Genomic DNA, 19197 nt, shown 5'->3' on the forward strand with positions numbered 1-19197 from the left:
AAAATATTTTTAATACATTTGTGTATAATACGAACTTTTAATGTCCGTTATTTTATCCATAGTTTGTTTTAATTGTTGTTTACGAAAGATTTCAGCTTCAGATAACGTTTTTTTCTGAAGTGCTGTCGTAAAAAAGAAAATATGAAAAGTCATAGACGAATTCCTCCTTTCGAAAAGGAATTACAGGTGATCACAATAAAGCACTTGGCGTTCCTTAACATCATTCATAGCTTTTGCAATTTGCTCATTATGAAGAATTTCAGCTTTGGAAAGTGCATTTCTTTGAATCGTAATACTTAAAAACAATACGCTAATAGTCATCGAATGTTGCTCCTTTCTTTAAAAAATAATGTAAGAGACTAAAAAATCGCACAAAAAAGCCACAGGAAGATATCGTTCTCCTATGGCTAGGCGTGAAAAAGCCACAGGAAAGTATACGACCTCCTGTGGCGAATTTATGAATTAAAAGAAATAAAGTACGATTTTTAATTCTCCATTAGGGTGGTCGAATTCATATTTAATTGTCCGAAAAACACAGGTGCAGTTAACGCTAAAGTTAAAGCATGTAATTGTAATTTCATCATTTCCTTCGACCTCCTTTTAGAATATTTTTCTTACGTTAGTAAGTATATACAATTAATGGATAATTGTAAACATAAAAATTGAAAATTTTTAATTTTGATTAAAATGCGTATATTTTAAAGGGTTTTTAAGGGATACATTGTATAGATTGGATAATTAATAGAACTTGGGGGTGTCTAATGAAGTATATGAATAGAATAGCAGGTGTTATGCTAACAATTTTTTTATTTGTTACTGCTTGTTCTAATGGGGAACAAATAAAAGAAATATCACATATTGAACCTGGGGCTTTTAAAAAATATACGGGGACATACGTTGGAAATAATTCCGACGTGTTTGCGATTGTTAAAAACTTATCTGGTGGTGAAACAGTTCAAAGTATAAGTTTAGAAAATGAAAATATTAAAGTGAAATATGGTGCAAAAGAGAATGGAAATCTTACAGATGACATGATTGAGACGTATTGGTTTGATGGGAAGGATACGATGAAGAAGAATTTTCTCTTTAACGCTATTTATCTTGCAATTTTAGTACCAAATGCGAAAGGATATGAGTTTCAGGTTGAAAATCAAAGTTTTACATTGAAAAGAGAAGAACTTTTACCCATACTTTATAAAGAATTTAATGATTTGCCAAAGGATGATCTTATATGGAATAAGGGAATCGTAATGAACTTCTTTTACGGTAATCAAGAAAAAATAGAAAAGCTAGTTAATAATAAAGATTTTCGGAAGCAATTTTTTGATGAACATCCTGTGCGGGAATCTAAGTGATATGGAGGAAGATGGGGTTATTTCACGATTGAAAATACGAACATTTTTTAAAGGGAGTCATTCATTATCGAATGATTCTTTTTTTTGATGAAAATTATGGAAAAAAATAAAACGATGTGCTATGGTTAATTACATAAGTAATGAACCTAGGAACCTAAGGTGGTGAAATCGTGAAACCTACTCTAGAACAAAATAAGTTAATATACATACAAATTGCAGAAACCATTGAATCTGATATTTTAAAAGACATATTACTTGAAGAAGAACAAGTTCCATCGACAAATCAATTTGCGAAGATGTTACAAATTAATCCAGCCACTGCAGCTAAAGGGGTAAATGTATTAGTGGATGAGGGGATTTTATATAAAAAGAGAGGGATCGGGATGTTTGTTGCAAAGGGAGCAAAAGAAGTCGTACTAAAAAAAAGACAAAATACTTTTATGACTCAATATTTACCTAAAGTGTGGGAAGAAGCAAAAGTACTAGAAATATCAAAAGACGAATTGATGGACATGATACAAAAAATTACAAAGGAGGGGAAAGAGTGATGTTTGCACTTGAAACGAAAGATTTAATGAAAAAATATAAAAAGAAACTAGCTGTAAACGAAGTAACAATTAAAGTAGAAAATCATAAAATATATGGTTTGCTTGGAAGAAACGGAGCAGGGAAAACGACTTTATTAAACTTACTTGCTGGACAAATTATTTCAAGTAGTGGAAGTGTATCTATATTTGGCGAAAATATTTTTGAAAATAGTAAAGCGATGCGAAGCATTTGTTTTGTTAGAGTGAAAGAAGAAGCGCATTTAAGTTATAAAGTAAAAGAAATTTTTAAGTTATGTAACATGTTTTATAAAAATTGGGACCAGAAGTACGCGGAAGAACTGGCAGGGAAATTTCAGCTTAATATGAAAGAGAAATATCATAAATTATCACACGGAATGCAAACAGTTGTAGGGATTATTCAAGGTCTAGCAAGTAGGGCACCAATTACAATTTTTGATGAACCAACTACTGGTTTAGACGCAGCACATCGAGAGTTATTTTATAGTTTACTATTAGAAGATTACGGTGAGTATCCTCGAACAATTATATTATCAACACATTTAGTAGAAGAAGTAACCCATGTTATTGAAGATGTAATTATCATAAAAGAAGGAAGACTAGTTGTTCAATCATCGGCGGAAGATTTATTACAACAAGGTCATATTATATCAGGGCAAAAAGATAAAGTGGATGAGTTCTCGATCAATAAAAAAGTTATAAATCGAGAAATTTATGGAAATAAAGGAATTGCTGTTATATGGGGAAAATTTACTAATGAAGATTATTACTCTCTTGAAAAAGAAGGATTAGCAGTTGATGAAATCACATTACAAAAACTATTTATTCACATAACTGGTGGTGAAGTGAAATGACGATGTTAATGAAGCAGTTGAAGTTACATATGAATTTTCATTATAAGGCAATTTTAATATTTTGGATCGCAGCTTTATTAATAAAAGGGGCTATGAATGCTGTTAATTTATATGGAATGAAAATTGGTTATTTACCTGAATTTATCAATAATCCTTCTATAGCAATTATGATGTTTATAATAGGGAGTACTTTCATCATACAAGATGATTTATTTCGTTTAGCTATTTCATTTGGTGTGACAAGGATACAATATTTTATCGGAGCGATTTGTTATATTGTACTGCAATCCGGACTATTTTCATTTCTTCAAGTAATGCTTTTACAAGATATAAAATATAATATGGGGAATGCTAGTTTTGGAGAACTATTAGCACAACAGTTTATTTTACAATTTTTATTTTATGTTACGACAGCATGTTTCTTTCAAGTAGTAGTTGTTTTTAAACAACGATTTAAGTGGATCGGTCTTATGATTGGTGGAACACTTTTTTTAACAACAAACAGTGTGCTTTATGGTGAGGTAGGAATAAAAGGTTTATTATTTACAAGCGATCTATCTTTAATAGATATTCCCTATTTTACTGTGATTTCAATTGGATTAACCATTCTATATATCATAACTAGTAGTATATTTATTCGTAAAGTTTCATTCGAACAAACGGTTTAAAATATTGTTAGATTATTATAGAAAGAGGGAAGACAATGGGAGATACATCTTCACTAATAACAGTCTTTTTATGTGTTGCACTGCTAATATTTTGGCGTCGTTTTCGTTCTATGTATAAGCCGATAAAAGGAAATGGGAAACGAATTTTGTGGCCATTATTATTTTTAACACCGGGTATTTTATTGTTTTTTGGTCCAGTACATCCAGCTATATTACAAGTGACTATAGCAGCATTCATTGGGGTTCTTTTCGCAATCCCACTTATATTTCTAACAAGCTATGAACGAAGAGAAGACGGAAACATTTATACGAAAAAAAGTGCTGCCTTTTTAATTACTTTTATCGGAATTGTTATTTTAAGATATAGTTCAAGACAATATATTGTTGGCTTAGATCCGCAAACAATTGGTTTATTATTTTACGTCGTTGCGGTGTCTTATATTATTCCGTGGAGAATTGCTTGTTATATAAAATTCAGAAAAGTTTGGCGGGAAAATAATAATCATGCTATATGAAAACTTCTCATTTGAGAAGTTTTTTATTTTTCTATGTAAGTGAAATAACTTGTTGAAGTGCAAGCTACCATGCAATATAAAAAATTGAGGAGAGTGGGGGATATAAAAATGCGTACAATTTTACTTTTTCTAAATAACATGTCTACTGATGAGATAGAAAGTATTCGAGAAATACACGATCCTTTATTTGGTTTAATTCCGCCCCACATAACAATTGTATTTCCTTTTGAAAGTAATATTTCAAATAATAAATTGAAATCACATATTTTGAATTTGTCAAAAGGGATAGGTACAATTGAAATTGAGTTTGCAAGTGGTGTAACTAGTATAGGAGACTATTTATTTTTAGAAATTGAGCAAGGAAAAGAACAAATAGAAGAGCTACATGATAAATTATATACAGGACCATTACTACCACTTTTGAGAAAAGACATTCCGTACATACCCCATGTAACAGTCGGAAGAAAAGAAAGTTCGCAGTTAGCTACTTAACTAGCAAGGGATCTTCCTTGTTTTCATAAGAAGCTGCACTGTGTAATCGATAGAATTAGTGTGGAACGAATTGGAGAGAATGGAGAATCAATTATTGAATTTGAAGTATTGCTTTAAAAAAAGCTGACAAAAGTCAGCTTTTTTATTTCGTAACATGAAGTAAAGCACCAATCGCACCACTATAACCACCATCTTGTAAAAAGACTGGAATTTTGTTCTGATATTCTGTATAGCTATTTATAATATTTTGAAGGTGGATGTTATTACATAGAGTAGAACCGATGTAAATGATATGGTTAATATTTTTTGCTTCGGCGAATTGAAGGCTTAATGCTGTGACGACTTCACCGACAAGTCCTTGAACGGTAGCGAGTATATCTGAACTACTATAATTTGAGTCTGTAATAGTCGCTTTTCCGAAATTGCTAGCAGTTAAGTTATTATCAATAGGGGAGAGGATCCCACCATAAATATCTCCAACTGTAATATCTAGACTTTTTCTTGAGCCTATATTCGTAAGTGGAATCGCATCTTCAAAATGATCTATATTTGTTAATAGTTTTGAAAGACCCATAATAGTACCACCGCCAACTCCAGTTCCACCAGCGCGAACGTATTGCTTGTCGTGAACATAGTGAATAGAAGTACCTGTACCGATATTTGTTAATACAAAGTTGTTTATAGCAAGCTTTTCTTCTTTTAGTATGTATCGTACTCCTGCTAAAGTAGCTTCAAACTCGTTTAACTCTACTATTTCATATAAACCTGAAAGTAGTTGTTCTAACTGTTTAGCTTTACCACCTGTAATGCATAATTGTGTAATTGAATTATTATTATTATAAAGCCATTCTTTAATTCTTTCTTGTTCATATGAATAAAATTTTTTAAAAACTAATTTGTTCATTTCGTTAAAGTAAGCAATTTTTGTTAATGTTCCCCCAGCATCAATACCTACAACATTCTGCATTTTCCTACTCCTTACTATGTAATCTGTTTAATCAGCTTGATATATTAATAGCTTTTCAATGGTAACGATTGATTGACCGTTTACAGAGGCAATTCCTTTCCCAAGAATAAAACCTCGTCTGTTACGTGTTAATTCATAATGTAAGTCAAGTTTATCACCGGGATACGCATTTTCATGAAATTCCACCCCATCCAAAGAGGAGAGGAAACCAAGTCCTTCAGATTCACCTGTACTTACAAAAGCACTAAGTTGAGCCAGTGCTTCTACAATTAGCATATGAGGCATATAGTTTTGATTTTTATTAATAAACCACTCGTTATTTGTGATCAGTTTGTATCCTGTAGCTGATTGAGATTCTTTAACATTTGTAATTTTATCGATCATTAAAAATGGATAGCGATGGGGAAGAGTATCTTTAATATTCATATCGTACCTCCAGGAATAATAATACCCCTGCTAAAGTTAAGCAGGGGAGTTATTATTAATTTTTAACTAATTCTTCTATTTTTTCAATAGAGAAAATACCGCTATTTTTAATGTTTTCAACTGCTTCTTGTAATACTACTTTATCTTGAACAAGTGCAATACGTACAAAGCCTTCGCCATGAGGACCAAATGCATGGCCTGGTGTGACAACGACATTTGCACGATCCATAAGTGCATAAGCGAACTCTAGAGAAGTCCATCCTTTCGGAATTTCAGCCCAAACGAACATACTTCCAGCTGGTTTATCGACATTCCAACCGAATTTGCGGAATCCGTCCACTAAAGTATCTCTACGTTCTTGGTAAATGCTTCGGTTTTTCTCGCAAAACGCAGCGCCGTGTCGTAATGCAGCGGATGCAGCTTTTTGAATTGGTAAAAACACACCGTAATCTGTATTAGACTTAAATTGCGTAAGCGCGCCGACAATTTCTTCGTTACCAATCATATAACCAATACGGCTACCCGCTAAACTATAACTTTTAGATAAAGAATTAATTTCAACGCCAACTTCTTTTGCACCAGGTACAGATAAGAAGCTAATCGGCTTTTGGCCATCAAAATAAAATTCAGCATAAGCAAAATCATGGACAACGATAATATTATGTTTTTTCGCGAATGCGATTACCTCTTTAAAGAAATCTTCATGAGCCATTGCTGGAACTGGATTTCCTGGGAAGTTCAAAATCATCATCTTCGCTTTATCAGCGATTTCTTCAGGGATAACTTCTAAGTTAGGTAAGAAATCATTTTCTTTTTTTAATGGCATGTAGTAAGAGGTTGCACCGGCCATTTGAATTCCTGTTTCATAAGCTGTATATCCTGGATCAGGAACTAGTATTATATCTCCCGGATTTGCAAAAACCATAGGTAAATGAACGAGTCCGTCTTGTGAACCCATTAATAATAAAACTTCTTTTTCAGCATTTAATATAACGTTATGAGTGTTGTTGTAATATTCAGTTACAGCTTCGTGAAATTCTTGAATACCAGATAACGTATATCCGTAACTTTCTTTTGCACTTGCCGTATGTACCATTTCTTCTCTTACAAAATCAGCAGGAGGCATATCAGGATTCCCGATACTTAAATCGATCATTTTATGACCTGCTGCAATTTTCTCTTTTTTATAGGACCCTAATTCACTAAATATAGAAGATTGGAATGCTTTCATTCTAGTTGCTAACGTGTAAGTCATCAAAACCCCTCCTAAAAACAGTGTTTTCTTTCTGCGTTTTTAATTATTCTGAAAACACATGTTTACATTTTATCATTTTTTTATGAAAATTAAAACGATTGACAAATTTAGAGGGAGGATAATAAGGAAAAATATAAAAATAACGCAGAAAATATTTTCTACGTTATAAATGAAGATTAATTGTTTATTTTTTTATATGTACATGTTTTTTCAGTTGTAAAAAAGTATACATTTAATTTATTATCGACAACTTTTAAAGATTGATCCGATGTAAACGAGTTACCATAATCAATACGATACACGTTAGAATTTTTAACAAACGATCCTTTAAATAAATCCTCTTTTTTAGTTGTTGTTTGCATTTCCGCTAAATTGTGAACAACCTTTTCTTTCTTTTCTTCTTTTACAACTGTTTCAAATTTATAATACACAGGGCATTCACCTTTTTTATTATCAATGACTTCCCAAGAGCCGTATATATCATTATTGCTACATCCACTAAGTAGAACGATTAATATAGGGAAAATAAGTAGAAACTTTTTCATTGTGTACTCCTTTCTTATTATTTTTTATAAACGTGCGAATACAATAAGAATATTGTAATGAATAAAGTTTAAATTTTTATAAAGAATTAATAAATTTCACATAAAAATTTGGAGAAGGGTGGGATTTCAAAATAAAAAGGCATGAATCTAGTGTAATGCCAGATTCATGCCTAGTACTCTATCTTATGTTATGTCTTTTGAGGATAAATGAAGCGGAAAGAAGAATGACAATTCCATTTACAACATACATATTTGCAATAATAAAGGCTAGGTTAGCTGATCCAAAACCACCTTTATTGAATATAGAAACGAATGCTGTAGTAGTCAAAAAGATAATGGGAGTTAACAGTAAAAATAAGAAACCTGCAACAATCCTTCTTTTAAAGTTATTTTGGGATAGGGAAATGGCTAGAAAATTAAGGACGCAAAACATAACTAATGAAAAAAGAAGGGTAATTAATAATTGCATACCAACAGACATTTCCACAGCTCCTTTTTGAAAAATCTATTGTTTATTGTATTCGAAAACAGTAAGCGATACACCTTTAAATATTTGGACTATACAAAGGATATAAAGTTTAATCTTAGAAATTGAAAAGAATGGATCAAGTAAAATACTGGGTCCATTCTTAAGAAGTATTAGTTTTATCTCGCTATTTGCGGGCAGTAAGACTCCCACCTCAAAATTCGGCGAATGCGAGATGGTTAGGTGGGAGGTAACTGCCCGTAAAAGCCTGATTGGTGAGGGCTAATAATCAGTGGGAGATGAACAAACCCCCCACTGATTAAAGTTTTACTTTATAAATTAGCAGATTGCGACGTTTGTTTTTCGAATTGTTTCTGCTTAGATAGGGAAATAAATATAATTAACAATGAAATGACTCCGAAAATTAGAACCATATACTGTAATCCAATCGTATCTAAGAAGAAGCCTGTGCCGAGTAAGACAATTTGGAACATAACTCTTTCAAACATATTACGGAATGAGAAGAGACGTCCGTGATAGCTTTTTTCGACTTTCGTTTGGAAAATTGTCGACATAATAGGGAAGAAGCAGCCAACACTAAATCCAAACAAACCAAATGAGGCAAGTGCCATCCATTTAATATCGCTAAAGAACAACGAAAGGTGTGCAAAAGCGGTGCAAAATGCGAAGAAATATAGTGAATTTTCAGGTTTGAAATGATCAGATAAACGTTTAATAACGAATGCACTTAACATAAACGCTACACCTTCAATTGTATATATGAATCCTTTAATTGTTGGGTCATGTTGTATTTCGCTAATGTTAATAACCATTAAATTGAATCCAGCTATAAATAAAAGAGGGATAATACTTAATATAAGTGCTTTAAAAGCAATAGGGATTCCTTTTAAAATACGAAATACTTCCATAAAACTATTATCTTTAGCGGATTGTTTACTTGATGTAGCGGATTTTTTATCTTCAAATTGTAGGAAGAAAGTTGAGAGGAATAATAAAGCGTATGCTGCCATTGAGAAGGCATACATATACTGTAAACTCATTACAACTAAAAGAATTCCACCTAGTGAAGTACCTGCAATACGAGCGATTGTACCGATATTCATATGTACACCGTTCATCTGCAATAGTTCATGTTCCCGAACGATGAGTGGGATTACAGATTGTAATGCAGGGAAATAAAATGCCGCTGAAATTTGAAGTGCAATCATAAAAGCAACCATAAAGGCGATACTTTCATATTGAATAGCGAAAAACATGAAAATAACACTAAGAACACGACCAAATCCAGCGTAAAGAAGAACTTTCTTTTTTTCATACTGGTCAATGACACGACCAGCCATTGGACCAACTAGAACGCCAGCTAACAGTCCGATAAATAATATAACGGATTTCATAAAATCAGAAGGGACGTATTTTTGCATAAATTCAAGGTTACCAAGAATACCAAGCCATAACCCAAGACCAGCAATAAACTCCCCAATTAATACGATCCAAACATTTTTATTACGCCACATAATTAATACCTCTCAGTCTTTTAAAATTAAAAACTCGTATATAAAACCTCCTAATTTATTCATTATTTTTTAACGCGCCTTTTTTAGAGTCAGAGTCTATATTACGTGTTTCATTAGTGGATTTCAATCTTTTTGATTTGTCGAAAATTTGATTAATTATATGATGAAATAAGTAATTCAAAATGTGAAAAACTCTTGATTAAATACAAATTGAAAATAAAGAAAAACATAGAGAAAATAAAAAAGTGAGAACGTAGTTACTACGTCTCACTTTTCTCAAATGCAACATCAAACAATAGATTCCTTTAGCAACACTTATGATCTTGTCCAATAGCTAAACCACTAAAAGATAGAGGGCCAACAACGTCTGCACTTGCAGCACTTGTTAGATTTTCCACAGTTAATGAATATTCGTGAGTCCCGCAGCTTACATCTTTATCAATAGCTTGAAATGTTTGAGCGTAGAATTGCTCTGAATCTGTAGATTCAATACCTACTTGCGTGTTGAAAATTTCAGTGTTGTCACGGAAAATTCTAAATAATATTTGTGATATATCAGTTATACCTTTAACTCCAACTGTAGCGATTAATTCTACTCGATTATTACGTGAATCGCTTCTTGAAATTTTCAATTTAATACTTGCTAGAATTGCTTTGTTTGGGGAATGGGGAATTACAAAAGTTGTTTCACCCGTTTTATTTATTGGTTGAGTAGCTTGGTAATCAATGATATGAGTCATGTTCGTCACCTCCTCATATACTAAAATATGAAAGTAACGATGAATTAGCTTGGACATATACTAGAAGATGTTAATAGAATTGAGAATAAAGTTGAATATGGGGCGGGGCGATAATATAAAAGCATCAAGAAAGAATCACAATACTGTGAGTTGTTTCTTGATGCTTTTTGTACATTAGGCAGAATATTCTTCTTTACGCACTTCAAAGAATTCATTACGGCGTAAGTAATTAAAAATTTTCTCCGAAACTGCTTCTTCTTGAGATATTAAAAAACGATGATCAAAAGCATAGAAAGATTGACCTTTAATTAATTTTACGTAGTATATTTTACACGCCTCCTTTAAATTAGGATTCTTAAATACTTTATATTATGATGACCTATCTGGTTGTTAATAATACTTAAAGTTTCAAAGGGGAGAAGTATAAATTCACAAAACCGTTGAAATAGCTTACAAATCTGTAATGTTTTTGTCACCTTTTCCGATAGTTAAAATTAACTAATATCTCCTATACTACAAATAAGTTACATAAAACAAGGAGGTAGAAAGATGGAGGAAGTAGTTGGAGAAGTTGTAGTAGGGATTTGTGAATTTGTAGTTGAAGTTACTGCGGATGCTATAGGGAACTTAATGTCTGGAAATGACGAAGAAAAAGAAACAATATAAATAGATTTGTCAAAAATTTAAATATTACAAGTGTATAAAAGCTGATTTCCTATTAGAAATCAGCTTTTATAATTTTACATTATATTAATTTAATTTTAATATTTAAATGTTATGATGTTTATGAAACTACTAAAGGAGCTGATCAATATGCATATGCTGAATTCTGGATTTGATGTTTCTATTTCTCGTTTGATTGTAGCAACTAAAGATGAAAAGGAGTATCATTTTATTGTTCGTGAACATCCAATCGCTGGGAAGTTTATCTCATTATTAGAAAATGGGATAGAATATGGATTAATAGATAAGCAAACGGTTAATAAGAATAGATTTATGAGATTGGAACTTGTTAAGTTAGAAAATGTAAAGAATGCGGTACTTGATGGTTCAGCAGAATGGATATGGGTTGGTATGAATTAATCTGAAATGTTTGCAAGATTGGCAACTAATAATGAAATTGAATTCTATGTGGATTTGCAAGAGAATATTCATATTTTAGACGAATGTGAATGGACCCTTATGTAAGGGGCGTTTTATGAGGTTGTGGGGATAAGTTCTCACAGCCTTCTTTGTTTTCTCCTAATAATTTAAGTCTTCAATCACTCCAATACTACGATTTGTATAGAAGAATAAAGTTTTGAGTATGTAACAAATAAGACTAAAAGAGGATTTGAAAATATGTAAAGAGAACTTATTAATTAAATGAATCGTATATGTAAATAACAATAGAAAGAAGATGATAAAAATGAGTAAAGAAGAACTTGTGAAACAACAATTTGGTAGTAATGCAGAGAAGTATGTGAAAAGTAAAATTCATGCAAATGGACCGGATTTACAATATGTAGTTCAGCAAGTTGAAACTCGTCATAAAACTCGTCTTCTTGATATTGCTACTGGTGGTGGACATGTTGCAAATTTGTTAGCCCCAATGTTTAAAGAGGTAGTCGCTCTTGATTTAACAGAAAAAATGTTAGAAAAAGCAAAAGGTTTTATAGAAGGGAACGGGCATGAAAATGTATCATTTGTAGCAGGAAATGCAGAAAATTTACCATTTGCTGATGAATCCTTTGATACAATTACATGCCGAATTGCAGCACATCACTTTGTTGATCCTTTGCAATTTATTTTTGAAGTAAATCGTACGTTAGAATATAATGGATTATTTATATTAATTGATAATGTTTCACCAGAAAATAATGAATTTGATACATTTTATAACTTTATCGAAAAGAAGCGAGATCCGAGCCATGAACGAGCTTTGAAAAAAACAGAATGGATTACTTTATTAGAAAAACATGGTTTACAAATGCAGTCATGTCATACTTTTGACAAGAAGTTCGATTTTGACTGGTGGTGCGATATGATGGATGTGCCTATGCAAAAACGCGTAAAGTTAACAGAGTGTATGATGAAAACATCAAATGAAATGCAGGAATTCTTCAAAATTCAATTTGAAAACAATAAAATAGAATCGTTCTATACTGAAATGGCACTGTTCGTATGCAAAAAAAGTTCAACATTAAAAAGATAAATTTCTTGCAGTCTTTCCGAAGTACGTTATACTTAGTACAGAGAAAATGAGAATTGAGGAATAGTAATAATGATTCGTGTACGTATTGAGGGAACTGAGGAAGAGATGCTTGAATTTTTAGAGAAAATGCCTGACATTCCTGGGTTTGAAAAAACACATATGAGAGAACCGAGAAAAGGGAATAATCCGAAATATGATTCAAGCAAAAATGTACTAGCGTATTTATCGTATAAGAAGATTGAAGTCGCCAATAAATAAATAGGCGGCTTTTTTAATTATCTCCGTTTCACCACCTTGTCTTTTTCGCATAATAATGATAGTAGATTATGCTGGAGAGGGGGGAGGAAAGTTAATAAAAAAATAATTTTTTTCGGAGATTTTGGTATTGATGATGCAGTAACGTTAATTTATGCGAATAAAACATGCAAATTAGATATTATAGGTATCGTTGCAGAGTATGGTAACGTGTCGCGGGAAATTGTCACGGAAAATGTTTATTTTTTAGAAAGATACTATGCTACAAAAGTGAAGATTATTGAAGGTGCCAGTAGACCAATGACAGCTGAAGAACCTTTATTTTTCCCTGAAATTCATGGGGATCACGGTTTAGGTCCAATTATTCCACCGAAAATGAGAATTTGTGACAGAGAAAATTTTTGTGAATTGATTAAATTAATTGAGCCTTGTCCAGAAGATATTATTATAGTGGCGACGGGACGATTAACAACACTTGCAACATTATTTTTGTTGTACCCCAATTTAATGAATCGAGTATGTTCTTATTATATAATGGGTGGTGCTTTTCTTTTTCCGGGAAACGTTACACCAGTATCGGAAGCTAATTTTTACGGCGATCCAATTGCGGCGAATATCGTTATGAAATACGCGAAGAATGCTACTATATATCCGTTAAATGTAACGCAGCGCGCTCTTATCACCCCTGAAATGGTCGATATTATTGATAAAGAAGGAACAGGACAGGCGAAACTTATTAAGCCAATGATCGATTTTTATTACGAGAACTTTTACAAAAAAGAATATCCAGGTATTGCTGGGAGTCCGATTCACGATTTACTTCCGTTCATTTCATTTATAAATGATGATATTTTTGAATATAAAAAATCAGCAGTTTGGATAAGTACGACAAATGATGTAACGAGAGGTCAAAGTGTTGCAGATTTTAGAAAAATAGCTGAGCCGACGAGGTTTGATGATCGTCCTATACAAAGAATTGCCGCTGAATTTAATTATCAAGCGTTTAAAGACGAATTTATGAGAACAATATTGAAGCCAGATTGTCCTTAAAAGGTTGAGCAGATTTGAATGATTTTCATAAGACGAATAACTTACGAAAAATGAAACATAACTAATGGTAAGCAATTGTTTCTAATTATAATTTTTATCGTTCAAAAATAAAGGAGGTAATGATATGATTTGGTATTTAATAGTCGGTGGTATATTAGGATGGTTTGCAAGTTTGATTACTGGAAAGGATGTACCTGGCGGTGTAATTGGTAATATTATTGCGGGTATTATCGGTTCTTGGCTTGGTACGTTATTACTTGGTAAATTCGGTCCTGTTATAGGGGGATTTGCAATTATTCCAGCTTTAATAGGTGCAGTAATATTAATTTTCATTGTGAGCTTCTTATTACGAGCTATACGGAAATAAATAGTAATGGGCTGTTTACATTTGTGAGCAGTCCCTTTGTATTATGTTGTTTAATCTGTTATGCTATTTTTATACAATCAGGAGGTGTCAGCATTGAAATCATTTACAGTAAATTTTCATCAAGAGGATAATGCAAAGGCAACAACAGTACATAAATTAAGTGAAGAGGACTTCGATAAAGCAACAGAAAAAGGTACTCGTCATCTATTTGATTTAGATACAAACGTTGGTTTCTTCGTATTCTTTGATGCTGAAGATGCAGAAGGAAACGAGCAATACTTAATGTTACAATATGAAGGAGATCATGAAGAACCAAGTGCTTGCTACGGATTTGATTTGAAATTGTTCTATCAATTTTTAGCACTATACTTAAATGATCTTGAATTCCAAGGTGAGACAAATGAAGAAGAGGAAGAAAATGGTCCAATTCATCATTTAGCACATTTACTTTACCATATCGTTGAAGATGGTAAATCTATCGAAGTGTAAAAATACATATTTGAAGCTGTCCTTAAATAGGACAGCTTTTTTAATTATATAAATAGGGAATCTTAATGGAGTTCTGATGGCGACAGGTTGTTTAATTATATTTCAGAAAAAATTAAACCAGCAAGGAAGATTAATCACTTCCTGCTGGTTTTTAGCATTTAAAGGAGCTTTTGTGACAGTTTATTTTAAGTTATAAAAAAGGATATAACGAGTATGGAGAGAAGGTGTATACAAGGAGATGAATAAGATGATTAACAATACAATCCCAAGCTTTTTGAAGCTTTTGGAAAGCGATGATATAGGATTACATGACTTGAACAAATATCATGCTATGTACCGAGAAGTATTCGAAGAGTATTTTAATTATCACTGTCCTAAGAAGGAAGAACGTCTTTCTAGTGCAATTAAAAAGTATCCTGAAAAACTAGAAGACATTCGTATTATTTCGGATACAACCGACTTGGTTATTATTTCGGAGCATCATATATAGTCCATACTTTCGGAGAAACGGAAGCACTTACTTTTTGGAGAAAAAATAATTTGAAGAGTAGTGTAATGGAATGGTTACAAAAGTGAATATGTTGAAGAGGGAGGCTGAAAATGATGAAAGTATGTATGAAAGTGCTTATATTTTTCCTAACTTTAACGTGTGTAGCGGCTCTAACCGCGTGTAATAACGCTGAGGAAAAGAAACAAACTAACCCAACATCAGAAAATAGTACAGAAGAAAAGAGTGATTCGTCAGAAATGAGTAAAAAGAACGAGGACACCGCTTCGAAAAAAGAGAAAGAACCTGTGGAAAAACCAAAAGGTCAAGATTCAGCAAAACCATCAACAGATTCTAATTCAAAAAATACAGTAGTTAATCAAAAATCAATTAACCATATTAAAGATTTATTTGAGCAAGCGAAAGAAGGAAAAGTACCTAACGTACCATATGCAGCACATACAGGTGACATCGAGGAAATAGAAAAAGCGTGGGGAAAAGCAGATAAGACTGAGCAAGCAGGGAACGGGATGTACGCGACTTTTACAAATAAAAATGTATCATTTGGCTTTAATAAAGGATCGCAAGTCTTTGACGTTCGCTCTTATCATTCAGAACTCAAAGTGATTACGTTACAAGAAGTTGAAAAGGCTTTAGGAAAACCGGCGTCGGTTAAAGTAAATGGAAATGACAAAATATACATTTACAAAGTAAATAACCAGTTTGAATTGAAATTCATTATTCCGGAATCAACTGGTAAAGTACATCATATTTCTGTGTTCTCACCGGAGGATAGTATTAATAAAATGGCAGGTTAAATGAAGAGCTGTTCCTATAGGGACAGCTCTTTTGTTTTGTTTCTTTCTAATGATTGAACAAAAAAAGCTTGAATGATACCGCCGATTATTAATAAGAAGGCACAAATATAAAATAGAGTACTGCCGCTAAATTTACTTAATAATAGTGCACCTACAAAAGGCCCGCAAGTCCTTGAAATATCCCAATGTATACCGTAAATAGAAAAGTACAATCCACGTCTATGACTTGGAGCCATTTGTGAAACGAATCGTAGTAAATGATTTAAAGCAATACTTTGCCCAATTACTAAAAAGAGTAGTGTTAAGAGTAATGACCATATTGTTGTGGAATAACCGTAGCCAATAGCAGCTAAAGTAAAGCAAGTATAGGAAATAACAATGATTTTAGCCATAGAAAACTGTTCAGACCATTTCACAAGGAAAATTTGAAGAATAACTTCCATGACTGCTTTACAAGTTGAGATAAATACGAGTACGAATAGAAAATCTGGAAATACACTTTCGGCGAATATACGATAGTTCGATTCGGTTTGAGCATAGAAAAAACTAATAGGTAGCGTAGAAACCATAAGTCCAAACACAGCGTAATGTTTCGAAATAAAATGTTTTGGTGAATATACTTCTTTAGTTTTATTAACGTTTTTTATGAGTGGAGCTGTTTCAGGAAGCTGAGTCCATACGAGCACGGCATAAAGAGTAAGAGTCACACCTTGTGCAATAAATAAGTACTCAGGATGACTATTATAGAAAAAAGCACCGATTAATGGGCCGATTACAGAGCCAATTGCTCCCATCGTTTGCAGAACCGCAAATATTTCGGCCTGTTGTTCTTCCTTCGTTAAGTCAGCGATTTGAGCGCGCTGTGCCGGAATGTATAAAGAGCGGCCAATACCATTTACTACATACAATAAGGCAAAAAAGGCGACGGATTCAGCAAAAACGAATCCACTTACGGCGAAAGCTTGTAAAACTAAGCCGAGTAACATGATTTTCTTACGACCGTATTTATCTGTTACACCTCCAGCAATTAATGTAAACACAATATCAGCGAGAGGCTGTAATCCGAAAAGAAGCATTGTAACGATGACATTACTATTTAACACTTTATTAACGTGAACAATAAAAATGATAGCTAACATTGCTTCAGTCGTCCGGACTAACAATTCACCGAACAACCGAATGAGGATTGGCCTATTATAACGTTTTAAAAAATGATTCATTTCTAATTCCTCCTTTCTATATTAAAATGATAAGGTGGAAGCTAAAAATGAAAAAGGGTAGAATGAAAGGGGAAGATTTTTCATCTTTTAGGGGGGCGTTTTATGAGCATTTTGGAGCAATATATGAACCTATGGCTCCAGTATGGAAAAGGGAGAGCAGAGGGGGAACAAATAGAAATAACAATACAAAATATATCCGAAACATTATTTTGTACAGAGCGGAATAGTAAACTAATCATAAAAAAATTAGAAAAATTACATTGGATTGTGTGGTTTCCTGGCCGAGGAAGAGGGAATCGTTCAAAGTTGTTATTTCAAAAACATCCGCTTTCTTTAATTTTAGAAAGAGGAAAAGAAATAACGAAACAAGGGGACGTAAAAAGCGGGATCGCGTTTATCGAACGGTATAGCTCGTATTTTCCATCGCTCCAACCACAATTTCAAACTTGGATAGATTCAATATTTGGTTATCAAGTTGAAAGGACGTCTCAAGGGAGAAGAGATGTGCTACGTTTGCAAGTTCAAATGAATCTAGACATTGCATTAGATCCTGTATATGCCACGATGCGTTCGGAATGTCATATGGTCAAACATATATATGACACGTTAGTGTATGTAGACGGAAGTACAAAAAATGTAGAGCCAAGACTGGCGTTTTATTGGGAATATGATAATCAGAATCATATATGGACCTTTTACTTACGAAAAGGTGTTCAGTTTCATAACAGGAAAGAATTTATCGCTCATGACGTTATACATACATTTGAACGGTTCTTGAAAGCTAAAAATAATCCGCATGCTTGGATGTTACAGCATGTTGAAAGTTTACATATACTAGATGACTACATTGTGGAGATTCATTTATCTACAGATAATAAGTTATTTTTACATGTTTTAAGTTCAGAACAGTGTTCTATTGTAAGTGAAGATGAAAAAGGTAATTTAATTGGTACAGGACCGTTTCGGTTATGTGAAAATAATGAGGATGTATTCGTACTAGAAGCACATGATTATTATTTTCGAGAGCGACCTTTTCTCAACCGAATTGAATTATGGAATGTAGAGCACAGTGTTAATACGTACGATGTTTTAGCGAAAGCACGATATAAAGATATAGAAAAGCATCATAAAGAACTAACTCGACTTGAGTCGAATGTAACATACATTACGTTAAATACTGCAAAAGAAGGGCCCATGCAAGATAAGATGTTTCGGAAAGCTCTATATAAAATCATTCATAGCAATGCGCTTATTGCGGAATTACAAGGAGCGCGCGGAGAGATGGCCGAAGAATTAGTGCTAACAAAGAGTGGTACAATACATATAAATGAGGATATATATACGCTTATTAAAGAAAGCTCTTACCGTAATGAAACATTGCGACTATACACATTTACAGGACAAGATCATGTCGAAGACTCCAATTGGATACAAAAAGAGTGTGCGAAATACGGAATTATAATTGATATTAAATTTCTTGAAACAAAAGAGTTATTGCAAACAAGTACGATACAAAAGGCTGATATAATGCATGATAGTGCGACAATTAGTGAGCGTATTGAAGAAAGTTTACTATATATGTTTCTTACAAAAAACAGCTTTATTCATCAGCATAGCAATATAAAATTTAACGAAGTATTGCAGTCTTATTTTATAGAAAATCAATTAGACAAATGGGTGACACTGTTACGCGATATTGAGGGCACACTGTTACGTGAAATGCATATCATTCCTTTATATCGCAATAAACAGCGAGTAAGTTCACACGAAAAAATACAAAATATAATGATTAATTCACAAGGCTGGATTGATTTTTATGATATATGGTTTAAATCTTGATATATATAGGTTCTTACGCATTTTAATGAGATGCGTAAGAACCTTTTTTTATGAAATGGAGAGTTGTTTTGCACGTTGTTACGCTACGTGTTAT

The 19197-nt window shown here is 32.8% G+C and carries 22 protein-coding genes and 4 pseudogenes; 15 read left to right on the top strand and 11 right to left on the bottom strand.

Translation table 11 applies throughout. From position 1 onward, the window contains the following. Positions 1–9: 9 nt before the first annotated feature. Positions 10–153, bottom strand: coding sequence for a YrzI family small protein (locus MR071_RS03660; protein WP_000142704.1), 144 nt, complete (start codon positions 151–153; stop codon positions 10–12). Positions 154–180: 27 nt separating this feature from the next. Beyond that, entirely contained in the window at positions 181–321 is a 141-nt protein-coding gene (locus MR071_RS03665) for a YrzI family small protein (protein WP_105585012.1), read from the bottom strand. A gap of 440 nt (positions 322–761) precedes the next feature. Between MR071_RS03665 and MR071_RS03670 the strand changes: the two genes are divergently transcribed. The 6 genes and pseudogenes from MR071_RS03670 to MR071_RS03695 all read left to right on the top strand — a co-directional run bounded on the left by MR071_RS03670 (position 762) and on the right by MR071_RS03695 (position 4567). After that, complete coding sequence (locus MR071_RS03670) at positions 762–1355, top strand: DUF4825 domain-containing protein (RefSeq protein ID WP_242234994.1); 594 nt, start codon at positions 762–764, stop codon at positions 1353–1355. Between the two features lie 170 nt (positions 1356–1525). Then, a complete protein-coding gene (locus MR071_RS03675) occupies positions 1526–1903 on the top strand; it encodes a GntR family transcriptional regulator (RefSeq protein WP_105585010.1) in 378 nt (125 codons plus the stop codon). Continuing rightward, a complete protein-coding gene (locus MR071_RS03680) occupies positions 1903–2775 on the top strand; it encodes an ATP-binding cassette domain-containing protein (RefSeq protein WP_105585009.1) in 873 nt (290 codons plus the stop codon). Before MR071_RS03675 ends, MR071_RS03680 begins: the two co-directional genes overlap by 1 nt. After that, the gene (locus tag MR071_RS03685; RefSeq protein ID WP_242234996.1) at positions 2772–3443 is read left to right on the top strand and encodes a DUF4052 family protein; all 672 of its coding nucleotides are present in this window, start codon (positions 2772–2774) and stop codon (positions 3441–3443) included. Before MR071_RS03680 ends, MR071_RS03685 begins: the two co-directional genes overlap by 4 nt. A 35-nt stretch (positions 3444–3478) precedes the next feature. Next, complete coding sequence (locus MR071_RS03690) at positions 3479–3958, top strand: CcdC family protein (protein ID WP_105585007.1); 480 nt, start codon at positions 3479–3481, stop codon at positions 3956–3958. A 108-nt stretch (positions 3959–4066) separates the two neighbouring features. Continuing rightward, positions 4067–4567 (top strand): annotated as a pseudogene (locus tag MR071_RS03695) (2'-5' RNA ligase family protein). A 25-nt stretch (positions 4568–4592) separates the two neighbouring features. Here MR071_RS03695 and coaW read toward each other — a convergent pair. From coaW to MR071_RS03735, 8 genes are all read right to left on the bottom strand, one after another. After that, positions 4593–5417, bottom strand: a complete 825-nt coding sequence (coaW, locus tag MR071_RS03700; protein ID WP_242234998.1) for a type II pantothenate kinase — start codon at positions 5415–5417, stop codon at positions 4593–4595. Positions 5418–5444: 27 nt separating this feature from the next. Continuing rightward, on the bottom strand, positions 5445–5843 hold the full coding sequence (locus MR071_RS03705) for a 3-hydroxyacyl-ACP dehydratase FabZ family protein (RefSeq protein WP_078182100.1): 399 nt from the start codon (positions 5841–5843) through the stop codon (positions 5445–5447). Between the two features lie 55 nt (positions 5844–5898). Beyond that, a complete protein-coding gene (locus MR071_RS03710) occupies positions 5899–7098 on the bottom strand; it encodes an LL-diaminopimelate aminotransferase (protein WP_142395781.1) in 1200 nt (399 codons plus the stop codon). Between the two features lie 176 nt (positions 7099–7274). Further along, complete coding sequence (locus MR071_RS03715) at positions 7275–7643, bottom strand: hypothetical protein (RefSeq protein WP_105585002.1); 369 nt, start codon at positions 7641–7643, stop codon at positions 7275–7277. A gap of 178 nt (positions 7644–7821) precedes the next feature. Continuing rightward, positions 7822–8124, bottom strand: coding sequence for a hypothetical protein (locus tag MR071_RS03720; RefSeq protein ID WP_105585001.1), 303 nt, complete (start codon positions 8122–8124; stop codon positions 7822–7824). A gap of 317 nt (positions 8125–8441) precedes the next feature. After that, positions 8442–9644 carry an MFS transporter gene (locus MR071_RS03725; RefSeq protein WP_242234999.1) on the bottom strand — a complete coding sequence of 401 codons (1203 nt, stop codon included), beginning with the start codon at positions 9642–9644 and terminating at the stop codon, positions 8442–8444. A 305-nt stretch (positions 9645–9949) separates the two neighbouring features. Then, a complete protein-coding gene (gene exsC / locus MR071_RS03730) occupies positions 9950–10384 on the bottom strand; it encodes an exosporium protein ExsC (protein ID WP_105584999.1) in 435 nt (144 codons plus the stop codon). 174 nt (positions 10385–10558) lie between these two features. After that, on the bottom strand, positions 10559–10711 hold the full coding sequence (locus MR071_RS03735; RefSeq protein ID WP_080018204.1) for a YqbF domain-containing protein: 153 nt from the start codon (positions 10709–10711) through the stop codon (positions 10559–10561). A gap of 492 nt (positions 10712–11203) precedes the next feature. On the opposite strand from MR071_RS03735, the pseudogene MR071_RS03740 reads away from it, so the two are divergent. The 8 genes and pseudogenes from MR071_RS03740 (at position 11204) to MR071_RS03775 (ending at position 16044) form a co-directional block, all read left to right on the top strand. Then, positions 11204–11572, top strand: a pseudogene (locus tag MR071_RS03740) (hypothetical protein). Positions 11573–11792: 220 nt separating this feature from the next. Further along, the gene (locus MR071_RS03745; RefSeq protein ID WP_242235001.1) at positions 11793–12578 is read left to right on the top strand and encodes a class I SAM-dependent methyltransferase; all 786 of its coding nucleotides are present in this window, start codon (positions 11793–11795) and stop codon (positions 12576–12578) included. Positions 12579–12647: 69 nt separating this feature from the next. Beyond that, positions 12648–12836 carry a DUF3970 family protein gene (locus MR071_RS03750; protein ID WP_002110407.1) on the top strand — a complete coding sequence of 63 codons (189 nt, stop codon included), beginning with the start codon at positions 12648–12650 and terminating at the stop codon, positions 12834–12836. Positions 12837–12872: 36 nt separating this feature from the next. Next, entirely contained in the window at positions 12873–13883 is a 1011-nt protein-coding gene (locus tag MR071_RS03755) for a nucleoside hydrolase (protein WP_242235003.1), read from the top strand. Between the two features lie 124 nt (positions 13884–14007). Further along, positions 14008–14250, top strand: coding sequence for a GlsB/YeaQ/YmgE family stress response membrane protein (locus MR071_RS03760; protein ID WP_070143465.1), 243 nt, complete (start codon positions 14008–14010; stop codon positions 14248–14250). A gap of 93 nt (positions 14251–14343) precedes the next feature. Further along, complete coding sequence (locus MR071_RS03765) at positions 14344–14739, top strand: hypothetical protein (protein WP_002110404.1); 396 nt, start codon at positions 14344–14346, stop codon at positions 14737–14739. Positions 14740–14986: 247 nt separating this feature from the next. Then, a pseudogene (locus MR071_RS03770) lies at positions 14987–15208 on the top strand (aminopeptidase); the annotation flags it as partial. Positions 15209–15339: 131 nt separating this feature from the next. Then, entirely contained in the window at positions 15340–16044 is a 705-nt protein-coding gene (locus MR071_RS03775) for a YjgB family protein (RefSeq protein WP_105584995.1), read from the top strand. Positions 16045–16058: 14 nt separating this feature from the next. On the opposite strand, the gene MR071_RS03780 is transcribed toward MR071_RS03775, so the two are convergent. Next, the gene (locus MR071_RS03780; protein ID WP_242235007.1) at positions 16059–17264 is read right to left on the bottom strand and encodes an MDR family MFS transporter; all 1206 of its coding nucleotides are present in this window, start codon (positions 17262–17264) and stop codon (positions 16059–16061) included. 62 nt (positions 17265–17326) lie between these two features. Between MR071_RS03780 and MR071_RS03785 the strand changes: the two are divergent. After that, a pseudogene (locus MR071_RS03785) lies at positions 17327–19103 on the top strand (ABC transporter substrate-binding protein). Positions 19104–19197: the final 94 nt, after the last annotated feature.

Source organism: Bacillus cereus group sp. BfR-BA-01316, assembly GCF_022664195.1.
Classification (GTDB): Bacteria; Bacillota; Bacilli; order Bacillales; family Bacillaceae_G; genus Bacillus_A.